The sequence below is a fragment of the Deltaproteobacteria bacterium genome (assembly GCA_016218975.1).
Taxonomy (GTDB): Bacteria; Desulfobacterota; Deferrimicrobia; order Deferrimicrobiales; family Deferrimicrobiaceae; genus JAENIX01.
The window spans coordinates 1-13678 of the sequence record JACRCO010000029.1 but is presented as its reverse complement, the minus strand read 5'-3'; the positions used below and the strand labels follow the sequence as shown (position 1 = coordinate 13678).

At 63.1% G+C, this 13678-nt stretch carries 12 protein-coding genes; all 12 read right to left on the bottom strand.

Annotated features, from left to right (window positions below; genetic code table 11):
* Positions 1-77: 77 nt before the first annotated feature.
* The 12 genes from HY896_02985 to flhA all read right to left on the bottom strand — a co-directional run bounded on the left by HY896_02985 (position 78) and on the right by flhA (position 13647).
* The gene (locus HY896_02985) at positions 78-1130 is read right to left on the bottom strand and encodes a chemotaxis response regulator protein-glutamate methylesterase (GenBank protein MBI5575310.1); all 1053 of its coding nucleotides are present in this window, start codon (positions 1128-1130) and stop codon (positions 78-80) included.
* Between the two features lie 3 nt (positions 1131-1133).
* Positions 1134-2759, bottom strand: coding sequence for a methyl-accepting chemotaxis protein (locus HY896_02980; GenBank protein ID MBI5575309.1), 1626 nt, complete (start codon positions 2757-2759; stop codon positions 1134-1136).
* Positions 2760-2778: 19 nt separating this feature from the next.
* On the bottom strand, positions 2779-3972 hold the full coding sequence (locus HY896_02975) for a protein phosphatase CheZ (GenBank protein ID MBI5575308.1): 1194 nt from the start codon (positions 3970-3972) through the stop codon (positions 2779-2781).
* 34 nt (positions 3973-4006) lie between these two features.
* Complete coding sequence (locus HY896_02970) at positions 4007-5824, bottom strand: chemotaxis protein CheA (GenBank protein ID MBI5575307.1); 1818 nt, start codon at positions 5822-5824, stop codon at positions 4007-4009.
* A gap of 12 nt (positions 5825-5836) precedes the next feature.
* Positions 5837-6226 (bottom strand): chemotaxis response regulator CheY, encoded by a 390-nt coding sequence (locus HY896_02965; GenBank protein ID MBI5575306.1) that lies wholly within the window; start codon positions 6224-6226, stop codon positions 5837-5839.
* Positions 6219-6611, bottom strand: a complete 393-nt coding sequence (locus HY896_02960) for a response regulator (protein MBI5575305.1) — start codon at positions 6609-6611, stop codon at positions 6219-6221. The genes HY896_02965 and HY896_02960 overlap by 8 nt, the downstream gene beginning before the upstream one ends.
* Positions 6608-7426 (bottom strand): protein-glutamate O-methyltransferase CheR, encoded by an 819-nt coding sequence (locus HY896_02955; GenBank protein MBI5575304.1) that lies wholly within the window; start codon positions 7424-7426, stop codon positions 6608-6610. Before HY896_02955 ends, HY896_02960 begins: the two co-directional genes overlap by 4 nt.
* Positions 7423-8841, bottom strand: a complete 1419-nt coding sequence (locus tag HY896_02950) for a HEAT repeat domain-containing protein (protein MBI5575303.1) — start codon at positions 8839-8841, stop codon at positions 7423-7425. Before HY896_02950 ends, HY896_02955 begins: the two co-directional genes overlap by 4 nt.
* 73 nt (positions 8842-8914) lie before the next feature.
* Positions 8915-9655, bottom strand: a complete 741-nt coding sequence (locus HY896_02945; protein ID MBI5575302.1) for a FliA/WhiG family RNA polymerase sigma factor — start codon at positions 9653-9655, stop codon at positions 8915-8917.
* Positions 9652-10476, bottom strand: coding sequence for a MinD/ParA family protein (locus HY896_02940; protein ID MBI5575301.1), 825 nt, complete (start codon positions 10474-10476; stop codon positions 9652-9654). The genes HY896_02945 and HY896_02940 overlap by 4 nt, the downstream gene beginning before the upstream one ends.
* Before the next feature lie 26 nt (positions 10477-10502).
* Positions 10503-11627, bottom strand: a complete 1125-nt coding sequence (gene flhF, locus HY896_02935) for a flagellar biosynthesis protein FlhF (protein ID MBI5575300.1) — start codon at positions 11625-11627, stop codon at positions 10503-10505.
* Positions 11617-13647 (bottom strand): flagellar biosynthesis protein FlhA, encoded by a 2031-nt coding sequence (gene flhA, locus HY896_02930; GenBank protein MBI5575299.1) that lies wholly within the window; start codon positions 13645-13647, stop codon positions 11617-11619. Before flhA ends, flhF begins: the two co-directional genes overlap by 11 nt.
* Positions 13648-13678 lie beyond the last annotated feature (31 nt).

Here is a 13678-nt window from a genome sequence, read left to right as displayed (position 1 = left end):
CCCCTGTCTTATCGGCGCCGCGCACGGCGTTCTTTAGCCGACCTGCCGGGATCCCGACGGATTCCGTAATGTTACGACTAAACCGCGTTCACTATTTCCCCCGCGACTTCCTGCAGGGGCACCACCTTGTCCGCAAGCCCCGCCTCGACCACCGACCGCGACATCCCGTAGACGACGCAGGTGGACTCGTCCTCGGCGATTGTTCTCCCGCCCCCCGACTTTATGGCCCGCATGCCCTTTTCGCCGTCGTTCCCCATGCCCGTGAGGATCACCCCGAGGGCGCGCCCGGGAAAGACTTCTGCGACCGAGGCAAGCATCACGTCCGCCGACGGCCGGTAGATCAGGTCCGGCCGGTTCTCGGAAACGGACACGACGCACTCGCCGGTCCGCCCTTTCCGTATGCTCATATGCCCCCGCCCCGGCGCCACGAAGACCACGCCCGGTTTGAGCGATTCCCCCTCCTCCGCCTCCTTCACCGACACCCGGCAAAGTTCGTTCAGCCTCTCCGCGAACGGTCCCGTGAACGCCGGCGGCATGTGCTGCACTACGACCACCGGAACGGGGAATTCCTTCGGAAGCTTCGGAAGGACTTCCTGGAGCGCCTTGGGCCCCCCGGTCGACGTGCCTATCGCCACTATGCCGATCCGCCGTTCGATCCGGTAACCTGAAGGATCCGGCCTGGGCGGCGACGCCTCCGGGCGGACCGCCGTAAACCTTCTCGGCGGAACGATCCGCCGCCGCCCGATCTGCTTGACCTTTTCGAGCAGGATTTCCCGGATGTTGACGATATTGATCGAAAGATCGGACAGGTTCTTCGGGATGAAATCGACCGCCCCGATTTCGAGCGCTTCGAGGGTCGCCTTGGCGCCGGCCATCGTGAGGGAGCTCACCATGATGACCGGAACCGGATTCGACGCCATGATCCGCCGAAGCGCCTCGATGCCGTCCATCCTCGGCATCTCGACATCCATGGTGACCAGGTCGGGCTTCAGCTGGACGACCTTGTCCAGCGCGTCCAGGCCGTCCCGGGCGGTCCCGGCGACCTCCACCTCGGGATCCGACGAAAGCATCTTCCCGAGCGCGCTCCGCATGAACGCGGAATCGTCGACGATGAGTACCCGGACCGGCATCCTTTAAGCCTGCCGGGTGCGGAACCAGCCCGCCGTGCCGCTCAGCTCTCCGGCAAGACGGGAAAGCGTATTGGAAAGGTTCTTGATCTCCGCCATCGATCCGCCGAGCTGCCTCGTGACGGCGGAGACGGATTCCATGTTACGGGATACCTCCTCGGACGCCGAGGACTGCTGCTCCGTCGCTGCGGCGATCCGCTGCACCATGTCGGTAACCTGCTCCACGAGGGAGGCGATCTCTTCTATGGAACCCTTCGTGTCTTTTACCCGGGCAAGAACGCCTTCCACGGCGGCCCGCTCGGTCTTCATGCCGCCGACCGTCACGTCGATTTCTGCCTGCATCGCCTTGACCCTGCCCGCGATGTCGTCGGCGGAAGCCGACGTCCGCTCGGCAAGTTCACGGACGTTGTCCGCAACCACCGCGAAGCCCCTTCCCTGGTCTCCGGCTCGCGCCGCCTCGATCGCGGCGTTAAGGGCGAGTAGGTTAGTCTGGTCCGCGATCTCCTTGATGAGAGAGACGATGGTGTTGATGTCCTGCGATTTCTGGCCGAGGGCTTCCACCTTCGAGGCGGAATGGCGGACGGACTCGGCGAACCTGTCAAGCTCCTTCATCGTTACGTCCATAGTCTCCTTTCCGCCCACCGCCGCGGTCTTCATCTTCCGCGCCGCCTCCGCCGTGTTGAACGCGTTTTTCGCCATGTCGACGTTCGTCTGGGACATCTGTGTGGCCGCGGCGGCGGACTGCTCGATCTGCGCGGCCTGGTCCCTCGCCCCTTTCTCCAGGGCGGAGGCCATCGAGGAGAGGTTCTCGGAACTGCCCGCGAGGCTTTTGGTCGAAGCGGATATTTTCCCGACGACCTCCTTCAGGCGAGCCACCATGCCTTTCATTTCCGTCAGGAGCAAGCCTGTCTCGTCCTTTCCCTTCGCTTCTTCGATACTCACAGTGAGGTCGCCTTCCGCGATCGCGGCGACCGTGCCGACCGCGTTGTGGATCGGGCGGGTAACGCCGCGGACAAAGAGGAACGTGGCCAGCACGACGAGACCGGTGAGGACGATGGCCGCGATGACGACCCGGAACGTCAGGCTGTTGACGGCGTCGTAATACTCGGCCTTCTTGACGCCGACGAACAGCACGCCGATGATGTCTCCCTTCTTGTCGCGGATAGGATCGTACGCTGTGAAGTACGGCTCATCGAGGATGGCCGTTTCCCCCCGGAACGACTTCCCGCTTTTGAATACCGCGTCGTAAGCCGCTCCTTTAAGCTGCGTTCCCACGGCCCTGGTGCCGTCCGCCTTAAGGACGTTCGTCGTCACCCGCACATCCCCCATGAATATAGTGGCCACGCCGCCGAAGATGTCCTTGACCTTGTCGGGCAGCTCGTAGTTGCCGTTGCAGACGTAACTCCCGGCCATCAGCTTGCCGTTCTCCACCCGGAAGTCCGTTCCCTTGTCTTTGAGCACCACCCAGAACGTCTTGATACGCCTATCAAGCTGGACGTTGGCCTGCCTCGTCATCTCCTGCCGGAATTGCACCAGGCATATTCCCGTCAGAATGCCGACGGCGGCGACGATCAGGACGACGTTTACGGCCGTTACCTTGAAGCCGATCTGTCTATCCGAGAAAAATTTCATGACGTAAGCCCTCCACCCTTTAGAATCCGTATTCCTTCAGCAGGTCGTCTACGCCGCCCTGCGACACTTTTTCCACGGCAGGCCCCGCCGCGCTCTGGGCCATTTCGATCTTCAGGCCGAACGTCGTCACCATCATGACGAGTTCCTTCTCGATGTCCTCGACGAGCCGGATCACCTTCTTGATCGTCTGCCCGGTTATGTCCTGGAAAGACTGTGTCGTGATGATCTCCGTCAGGTCGTCCTCCAGGGCATTCTTGAAGCTCTTCAGGTATTTCACGGAATCTTCGGGCGACTGGATCTGCCGGATGTGCCCGGCCAGTTCGTCCATGCCGAGAAGGTGCTTTTCGACGATGCCCATGGTCTTGTTGGCGGCCTCTTCCGTTTTGTCGATCACGAACTGGAGCCGGTCGATGGCGTTCGGCACTTCGTTCGAAGCGAGCGAGCTGATCTTCGGATCGATGGCCTCCTTGAAGCTCTTGAGAGAGTCGTGGAGCCTTCGGGTGACCTTTCCGACCTCCTTGAACAGCCCTTCCGAGGAGGACTGGGCGATCTTCTGCACGACCGCTTCCGCCTTCTCGTAGTCCTTCCCGGCCATCGCCTCCATGAACGCCAACAGCGGCTCCAGGACCTTCTGGTTGGGGTCGCTCGACTCTATTTTTTTACTGATGAAATCCCTGGCGTCCCGCAGCTCCCTTCGTTCAACGTCCCCACCCATCGTCTGGACCGTAGTAACGACTTCAACCTTGTCCGCATCGTTCGTTTTCCGAATATCAACGACGTTGTCTTCGAAAATGCCGGCGGCATCGTCGGGAAGCAGCTTCCGCGTGTCGAGGAGCACGACGAGCCTTTCCTGGTACTTCGCGATCCCCACGAACTGCTCTCCCGACCCGTTCAGAAGCCGGTCGGGGGGCTCGATGGACGACTCGTCGATGCCGATGACCCCGGTGATCCCGTCCACCATGATCCCGAACGTGACTTTCCCGTTGGTGAGGACGATTATCTTGTCCCCTACCCCGTTTCCGCCGCCTGTCCGCACGAGCTTCTTCAGGTTCACGACCGGTATCACGCATCCGCGCAGATTGGTGACCCCTTCTATGTACTCCGGGGCGCGGGGCAGGCGGGTCATTCCCGGAATGTTGATGATTTCACGGACTTTAAGTATTGGAATGGAGTATTCTTCGCCTCCGAGCTTGAACCCTATGTACTGAGCCATGTCCTCCCCCTCGCAACCGGTTGCCCGGTACGTCTCACGACGCCCTGCCCGGTCCGGGCAGGTTCCTCGAAATGCTCGCCACGTCGAGGATCAGGACGACTTTGCCGTCGCCCGTTATCGTCGCCCCTATCATGTGGGCCGAATCGACCTCCAGGCCGTCGATCGGCTTGATCACGACATCTTCCTCGCCGATGAGCCCGTCCACGCCCAGGCAGAACCGCCTGTCGCCGACGGCGACGACCACCGCATACCTGTACGGCGATTCTTCCGGCTGCCCCTTTCCGATTCGCTCCGACAGCTCGAAGTACGGGTGAACCTTATCCCTTATGACGAGCACCTTCTGCCCCGCGACCATCGCGATCTCCGACGGCGTGACGCGGAGGATCTCTTCCACCAGGGTGAGCGGTACCGCGTACCTGCCACCCGCCGCCCGCACCATGAGCGACTGGATTATCGCGAGCGTCAGCGGGATGTTTATCTGGAAGGTCGTTCCGGCGTCCTTGCGGGTTCTGATATCCACGAAACCGCCCAGCTTGGCGATGCTGGTCCGGACGACGTCCATCCCGACCCCGCGCCCGGACAGCTCCGTGGCGACGTCCATCGTCGTGAACCCGGGCTGGAAGATCAGGTTCACTGCCGCATCGTCCGACATCCGTTCAGCTTCTTCCGCGGTCACAAGCCCCTTTTCCATGGCCTTTTTCCTGACGCGCACGACGTCGATCCCGCGGCCGTCGTCGGACACTTCGATGACGATCTGGTTCCCCTTCTGGCACGCGTCTATCGATATGACTCCCTGGGCCGGTTTCCCCCTTGCAGTCCGCGCTTCGGGCTTTTCGATCCCGTGGTCGATGGCGTTCCGGAGGATATGGACCATCGGATCCCCGATGTGCTCTATGACCGAGCGGTCCACCTCGGTGTCCTCGCCGTGGATCTTGAGCTCGACGTCCTTTCCCCGTGAGGACGCGATGTCCCGGACGATCCTGGGGAACTTGCCGAAGACCTTCTGGAGCGCCTGCATCCGCATCTTCATGACCGAAAGCTGCATGTCGGACGTGACGAGGTCGAGGAACGACACCGTCTCGGACAGGTTTTCGACGACGGGATCGTCGCCGTACTGGAGACCGATCGCGCTCACGAGGGTCAGCAGGCGGTTCCTCGCGAGGACGACTTCACCGGTGAGGTCCATCACCTTGTCGATGCGCGCGATGTCCACCCGCAGGTTCTGGACGGAGTCCTTCTTGCCGGGAAGGTTCCTGTCCCCCTCGGGAGCGTGGGCGGCGGGAGCCGACGCCTGCGATGCGGGCACATGCGTTGCCGCCTTGGCTGCCGCCGGGGCCGATGCCGGCACGGGAGCCGGGACGCCGGATCCGTTGCCGGGCGCAGGCGTGCGGGATGCCGTTTCCATTGCCGGAGCGTGCGCGGAGCCGGCGGGAGCCGCGCCCGACGGCTTCCCTCCGTTCCCCTCCGCATCGGCGAGCGCTTCCGCCAGTTCCGCGATGAGGGGCGAGATGTTTTCGGACATATCCTCGCGGTGCTTGACGCGGGCGATGAGGATCCGGAGCATGTCCACACTCTTCAGGATCACGTCGACCAGGGGCTTCGAAAGTCCGATTTCGCCGTCCCGAAGCTTCTTCATGATGTTTTCCGAAGCGTGCGAAACGTCGACCACCGGCTGGAATCCGAGGAACCCGGCCGCGCCCTTCAACGTATGGACACACCGGAAGATATCGTTCAGGATTTCCCTGTCGTGCCCCCTCGCCTCCAGCTCCACGAAAAGAGGGTCGATACGGTCGAGCGACTCCTCCGCCTCGGTGACGAAATCGGCCACGATTTCCTGCATCTCGTCGGACATCGGCGTTCTCCGCTACTTCCCGACTTTGTCGAAGATCTTTTCGATCTTTTCCCTCAGGATCTCCGCTGTGAACGGCTTCACGACGTAGCTGCTCACGCCTGCCTTGATCGCCTCTATCACCTTCAATTTCTCGGCTTCGGCGGTCACCATGAGGAATGGCATGCCCATGAGTTCCGGGTCGCTCCGCACCTTCTTGATCAGGCCGAGCCCGTCGAGATTCGGCATGTTCCAGTCGGAGACCACGAACCCGAACCCGCCTCCTTTGAGCTTCGCGTACGCCTGCTCGCCGTCTTCCGCCTCGACGATGTTCTCGTACCCGAGCTGCTTGAGGAGGTTCTTCACGATCCGGCGCATCGTCAGGAAGTCGTCGACGATGAGTATCTTCTCCTTGTAGTCAAGCAATGCCCTGTCCTCCTTTCCGGAAGATCTCGCCCAGCATCTGGCGGATCTTCATCGCTACGACCTCGGCGGTCACCGGTTTGCAAAGATATCCGTTCACTCCGGCCGCTGTGGCCTGCCGCTTCTCCTCCGCGTCGGTGGACGTGGTTATCATGAGGGCGGGTATGTCGGCCGTGGCGGGGTTCCCCTTCATCGTCCGGATGAATTCGATCCCGTCCATGAAAGGCATGTTCAGGTCGGTGACGACCAGCTGGATTCCCCCTACTCCCAGTTTTTCGAGGGCGTCCAGGCCGTTCTCGGCGGTCTGTATCTCGAATCCGTTCCTTTTGAGAAACAGGCCCAGGAGCTTGCGGGTCGTCCTGTCGTCGTCCACGATAAGGATTTTCATGACGCCGCCTTCCGATAGAGGACGACCGAGTCGATGACGGTCGGCTGGAACGCCCGCGTCACCGAATGCAGGCTCTCGGACGTCCCGACCAGCAGAAAGCCTTCCGGCGCAAGCGCGTCGTACAGCAGCGAGACCGCCTTCCGCTTCGACTTGTCGTCGAAATATATGAGGGCGTTCCGGCAGAAGATCACGTCGACGTCGCGGATCGACCGTACTTTCCTGTCGTCGACGAGGTTGATGTTCGCGAAAGTCACCGATTTCCGGAGCCCCTCTTCCAGCTCGTAAGTCCCGTTGTCCCCCCGGAAGTACTTCTGCTGGTAAGAGGGCGGCACGTTCCGGACGGCGTAGGAGGTGTAGACCCCGCGCCGCGCGGAATCGAGCACGGCTTCGCTGATGTCCGAGCCGACGATCGTCGCCTTGACTGCGGGAGCTGTTTCCCGCAAGACCGCCGCTATCGTGTAGGGCTCCTCTCCCGTTGAGCACGCCGCCGACCAGACCTTGATGGAGCGTTTCCGTTCCATGACCCGCGGCACGACATGCTTCGCGAACACGTCGAATTGCAGGGGCTCGCGGAAAAAGTAGGTCTCGTTCGTGGTGACGGCGTCGTAAAGCTGCCTCAGCGCTCCATTTCCCTGCGACTTCAGGCGCCCCAGGTAGTCTTCGAACGTAGCGATGCGGCTTTCGGCCATGAGGCGTCCGAGCCGGTTCTCGAGGAAGTACTTCTTGGTGTCCTGAATGTAGATTCCCGTCAGTTCGTAGATGAAATCGCGCAGGCACCGGAACGTCTGGTCGCTCAGGGCAACCTTCGGAATCATGGCCTCGGACTCCCGCCGCCGCGTCCGCGGGCGAACTCCTCCACCATTTCACGCGCGCGCCCCTCCAGGACCCCGGCGGAAGCTACCAGCTCCTCCGGGTCTATGGCGGCCAGGGCGCGGAAGACCTCTTCCGCCACGTCTTCGTATTTTTCCTCGCGAAAAAGGGACAAGAGAGGGCCGAATGCCGCCTTGTCCCCGGAGGCGCCGAGCGCCTCCGCCGCCGCCTTCCTGACATGGCCGTCCGGGTCCCGGATCGCTTCCACGAACGCCTCGCGGGCGCCGCCGTCCCCGATCCGCAGGAGCGCGGATGCGGCCGCCCTCCGCACGTCGCGCACGTCGCCTTTCAACAGCGCAACGAGTCCGGGTACGGCTTCACGCAATCCCCTTTCTCCGATGACCTCGGCTGCGACGACCCTTGCCCGGAACCGCAACGAGGAATCGCCGAGAATCCGCTGCAGGGTTTCCGGACGGCGCACGGCGCCCAATATCTTCTTGATCGAGGCAAGGATTTCCTCTTCCTCGGGATTCGACGTGTCCAGCGATCCTGCGATATCGAGGATCGACCGAAGGATTTCTTCGTCCGCGATCTCGACGAGGGCCCGGAGAGCGACCAGCCGGTCCTCCCATTCCCCCTCGCTTCGGAAAATTTCCAGAAGGTCCCCGGAGACGCAGGCCAAAGGCAGCGGTACCCCCAGACGGAGAATGCTCTTCAGGTAAACCGCCCTCTCGTCCCGCTCGGCCTCTCCCAGGGACGCAAGGAGGGCATCGCCGGCCCGGGGAGAGCCGATCGCGCCGAGCGCCTCTATCGCGGCGCAGCGGGTGGCCGGGGACGAATCCGACAGCAGGGACAGGATCGGCTCCACCGCCGCCGGGTCCTTGAGCGTCGCGAGCGCATCAAGCGCCGTGAACCGGATCCACTCCATGTCCTTCAGGGCAGCGATGAGCGCGGGCAGCGCCTCGCGGCAGCCGAGCTTCCCGAGGGCCTGGGCTGCGGCGGCCCGGACGTTCGGGTTGGGATCGCCCGAAAGCCGCTCGGTAAGCGCCTGCTCCAGTTCGCGCGCCCCGGCGTCCGCTATCAAGTCGATCGCGAACTTCCGGACGTCCTCGTCCTTGTCCTTGACCAGGGGGGCAAGAAGGGGAACGGCATCCTTACCGATCTCCTTCAGGATAACCATGGCCATGTTGCGCGGAATGGAGGTCCCGCGCAGTAGCGGGAGGACCGCCCAGGCGACTGCCTCCCCCCCGATGGCGATGAGCGAGCGCATCGCGGCGTCCTGCACTCCGGGGTGGGAGTCCGAAAGCGCCTTGACGAGAGGATAGATTCCCCTTTCGTCCCAATTCGACAGCGCTTCAACGGCTCCGCGCCGCTTCGAGGCATCGGAGCTTGCCAGATTTTTCAGCGTTCTCGCCAGCATGGTCCCGGTCCGCACCCCCTTCCTTATCGGTAAATCATGAATTCCCTTAAGCGAAATCCTCCGTTCCCATCCTTCAGGGAAGCGTCGATCCGAACCGCGACTTCAGGCGCAGGAGCGCCTGGCTGTGCAACTGGCACACCCGTCCCTCCGTCAGCCCGAGGGCCTTGCCTATTTCCTTCATCGTCAGCTCGTCCCAGTAGTACAGGGACAGGACAAACCTTTCCTTGTCCGGAAATTCCCCGATGGTTTTTGAGATCATGTCCTTGAGGTTCGCCGTTTCGGCCAGCGACTGGGGGTCCTTCCCCGCCGGGTCCGGTATGTTTTCGAGGGCGTTCCTGCCCCCGTCCTCGCCTCCCCACGCGCCCAGGTCTTCGAAACGGAGCTGTAAAGCCGCGCTCCCCTCGTGGAGCGTCTTGTAGTATTCGTCGAGCGTTATGCCGAGGGCCTTTACGACCTCGATGTCTTCCGGCGCCCGCCCGAATTCCCTACGGAGCTTCACATGGGCGTTCTTGAGGACGTTTACCCTCTCCCTCACGCTGCGCGGAACCGGGTCGGCCGCCCGCAGCTCGTCGAGCATCGATCCCTTGATGCGGTACTCCGCGTAAGTTTTGAGCTTTACCGTCCCTTCCTTGAACTTGCGGAGTGCGTCGAGAAGGCCGACCACCCCGGCGCTGACCAGGTCGTCCTCCGTGAGCCCGGGAGTCAGCCGCCAGCGGAGCCGGCGCGCCGTGTACCGGATGAACGGGAGGAACTCCTGTACGATCCGTTCCTTCTTCTCCTCGCTCTCCCTTGCCGCCAGGGTAAGCGTTTTCATTTCGATTCCGCCGCCATCGCGAACAGGTTGCCGAGGAAGAACTGGAGCGTTCCCTTCGGGCTCTCCGCGGACTGGTCGATGAAGCGGGAGGCAAGCTCGTTGACCGCCCGGGACGCGGATCCCATGGGGGCCATCTCGATGAACGCCTTCTGCGACCGGACCGCCTCGTGGACGGACTTGTCGAACGGCAGGTAGCCGAGATAGTCGAGGGAGACGTTCAGGAACCGGTCGGCGGCTATCGAAAGCTTCCGGTAGACTTCCATCGCCTCCGCCTCGTTCCGGGCCGAGTTGACGAGGATCCGGAATTCCTTCTCCTGGTACCGGGTGAAGAGCACCTTTATGAGGGCGTACGCGTCCGTAAGGGCCGTGGGCTCGGGCGACGTCACGATCACGATTTCCTGCGCGGCGATGCAGAAGAACGCGACGTTCTCCGAGATGCCCGCGCAGGTATCGACGAGAAGGACGTCGATGTCGCCGTCGTATGCGTCGAACTCCTCCAGGAGCCTCATTCTCTGGGATTCGTCGAGACGGGTGAGCTCCTGCACGCCGGATGACGCGGGGAGGATCTTTATGCCGCAGGGGCCCTCGACGATCACGTCCTTGAGCCGCTTCTCCCCGCGGAGGACGTGCTGGATGTTGAAGCGGGGAGCCAGGTGGAGCAGGATGTCCACGTTGCTCAGGCCCAGATCGGCGTCGAGTATAAGAACTTCCTTCCCCATCTTCCGAAGCGCGATGCCGAGGTTCGCAACGACGTTCGTCTTTCCGACGCCCCCCTTGCCGCTCGCGACGGTGATGGTTCTGACCGGTTTCTTCTTCCGCATGTTGCCTCCGTGGAACGATTTCGTTTCTATGCGCAAACGGCCGGAGCGGCCGCCGCCCGGCCCTCCGTAAGGATCATCCGGGCGATCTTCTCCCGGGTCGGGAACACGATGTCGCCGGGCACCGACTGCCCGGTCGTCAGGTACACGATCGGCTTTCCGCAAAGTGCGGCCACGTTGTAAATGGCGCCGTTCCTGGCGGCCTCGTCGACCTTGGTCACCCCCACGCAGTCGACAGGAAGGCGGGCGTAGGATTTCCATGCCCGGGCAAGGAATTCGTAATCGCTCGTCGCGCTCACGAGAAGATGGGACTCGACGGGGAACCCTGCTTCGTACACGGGGGCAAGCTCTGCCAGGAACGCCTCCCCCATCGGGTTGCGGCCCGTGGTGTCGATGAAAACGATGTCCTTGTCCGCGTGTCTCCCGACGCGTTCCTTTACCTGGCGTGCGTCGGAAGCGACCTCGAGCGGGATCCCCATGATCCTGGCATAGATCCGGATCTGCTCGATCGCTCCGATCCGATAGCTGTCGAGGCTTACCACCGCCGCGCGCTTCCCCGCCTTGATAGCGGCGGCGGCGAGCTTCGCGATCGTGGTGGTCTTTCCGACGCCGGTGGGACCGATGAGCATCACGGCCTTTTTCGCTCCGGGCTTGCCCTCCCGCACCGCCACTCCGGCCAGCACCGCGCCGGGCAGGTCCTTCAGTCCTTCCGCTTTCGCGCACAGCCCGCGCGCGTGCTCCTCCCGGATGCCGCGCCCTGCGAGGAAGCGAAGGAGGTCCTTTTTCACGGCCGGCGCCGGCGTTGCCGCCTCGTCCCTGCCCGCCCTGGACGTCTCGATGAATTCCCGGAGCGCGCCGACCTCCGTTTTGACCGCATCGACCAGGCTGCGCCTCAGATTCCGCAAATCCTCGTTTTCCGGCACCGGGAAAGCGGTGTGGACTGCGGACGGAGAAGAGGGAGCACGGAGGGGGAACGCGATATCTCCGGAACGGATCTCCCCGATCTCGTAGTCGACCGCCGCCGAAACCTCTACGGAAGGCCGCAGGCCTTTCCGCTCTTCGGTGGACAGGATCACCGCGTCCTCGCCCATTTCCTTCTTGACGAGGGCGAGCGCTTCGCCGAAACTCCTGGCGCGGAACGTCTTAATTTTCATACTTCACCATCCCGACGTTCGATATTCTCGAAGTGGACACCACCTCGGCGCTCGACAGGACCGGGATGGACGGCGCGAATTTCTCGAGGAGCCGCCTCAGGAACCGGCGAACCTGCATGGAGCAGAGGATAACCGGCTGGGCTCCCTTGGCCTTGACGCCTTCGAGGCTCATCTCGATGCCGCGCATGAGGCGGCCCACGATGTCGGGGCTCATCGGCTCCCCGCCCATCGCCTGCACCATCGCGTTTTCGAACCGGGGGTCGAGCGATATGACCCGAATGACGCCGTCCGGCGCCGTGAACTGGCGGGTTATGTAACGGGCCAGCGCCTGCCGAACGTGCTCGGTGAGCAGGTCGATGTCCTTGGTGGCCGGCGCGTAGTCGAGCAGCGTTTCGAGGATCGTCACGAGGTCGTTCACCGGGATGCGTTCCCGGAGAAGGTTCTGGAGCACGCGCTGTACGCCGCCGAGGGTCATGTGGGTCGGGATCAGTTCGTCCACGATCCGCGGATACACCTTCGCGACGCCGTCGAGCAGGCTCTGCACCTCGCTGCGGGTCAGGATCTCCCAGCTGTGCCTTCGGATGATCTCGGTGAGGTGCGTCACGACGACGGTGGCCGTATCGACGACCATGAAACCGGCGAGCTGCGCCCTTTCCACGTCCTTTTCCTCGATCCACCAGGCGGGGAGGCCGAAAGCGGGCTCCTTCGTCGGGATGCCGGCGACCGACTTCTTCCCGTCGTTCGAGACCGCCAGCCAGTACCCCATCATGACCTCGCCCCGCGCGACCTCGATCCCCCGGATGATGAAGCTGTACTCGTGGGGCCGCAGGGCAAGGTTGTCCTTGATGTGGATCGACGGCACGACGAAACCCATTTCCTTGGCGACCTGGCGCCGCATCGCGCGGATCTTCTGGAGGAACTCGCTTCCCGTCTCGTCCACCAGCGAAATGAGTCCGTAGCCGATTTCCAGGGAAAGCGCGTTGACCTCGATGAAGGACTCGACGCGAGGCTCCTCCTTCGACGGAGCCTCGGGCGTTTCCGGGGCCTGCGGGGCCGCCGATTTGTAGAGCAGCCAGGCCGATCCCCCCAGTATTCCCGCCATGACCAGGAGAGGCAGGTGCGGCAGGCCGGGGATGATGCCCAGGACGAGCAGGACGCCGGCCGACGTCATCAGCGCCTTCGGATTGAGCAGGACCTGCGTAGCGATGTCCCGGCCCATGTCGTTGACCGAGCCCGTCCGCGTGACCACGATACCTGCGGCCGTCGATATGACGAGGGCGGGGATCTGGGCCACGAGGCCGTCCCCCACCGTCAGGATCGTGAACGTTTGCGCCGCCTCGGCGGGCGGCATTCCCATCTGGAAGACGCCTATGATGAACCCGCCGACGAGGTTGATCCCCGTTATCGCGAGCCCCGCGATCGCGTCGCCCCGGACGAACTTGCTTGCACCGTCCATCGCTCCGTAGAAGTCCGCCTCGCGCCCCACGTCCTGCCGGCGCCTGCGCGCCTCGGCCTCGTCGATCATTCCGGCGTTGAGGTCCGCGTCGATGGCCATCTGCTTGCCGGGCATCGCGTCGAGGGTGAACCGGGCGGCGACCTCTGCTATGCGGCCCGCGCCCTTCGTAATGACGACGAAGTTGACGACGACCAATATCAGGAAAACGATGAATCCGACGACGTAATTGCCGCCGACGACGAAATTTCCGAAAGCCTGGATCACGTGCCCCGCAGCGTCCGGCCCTTCGTTCCCCCGGAGGAGGATCAGCTTCACCGAGGCTACGTTCAACGAGAGGCGGAAAAGCGTCGTCATCAGGAGGAGGGACGGGAATACGGAGAAGTCGAGCGGGCGCTGGAGATAGACGGAGATCACGAGGATCACGACGGCGAGCGAGATGGAGACCGAGAGGAACAGGTCCAGCAGGATCGGCGGAAGCGGGACGAGCATGATCCCCAGGAGCAGGACCACGCTGATCGCCACGAAAACGTCCCCGCGCTCCCGCAATGAGTCGAGGACCGTCATACCGCACTCCTAACCCGCAGGAAGACCTGGG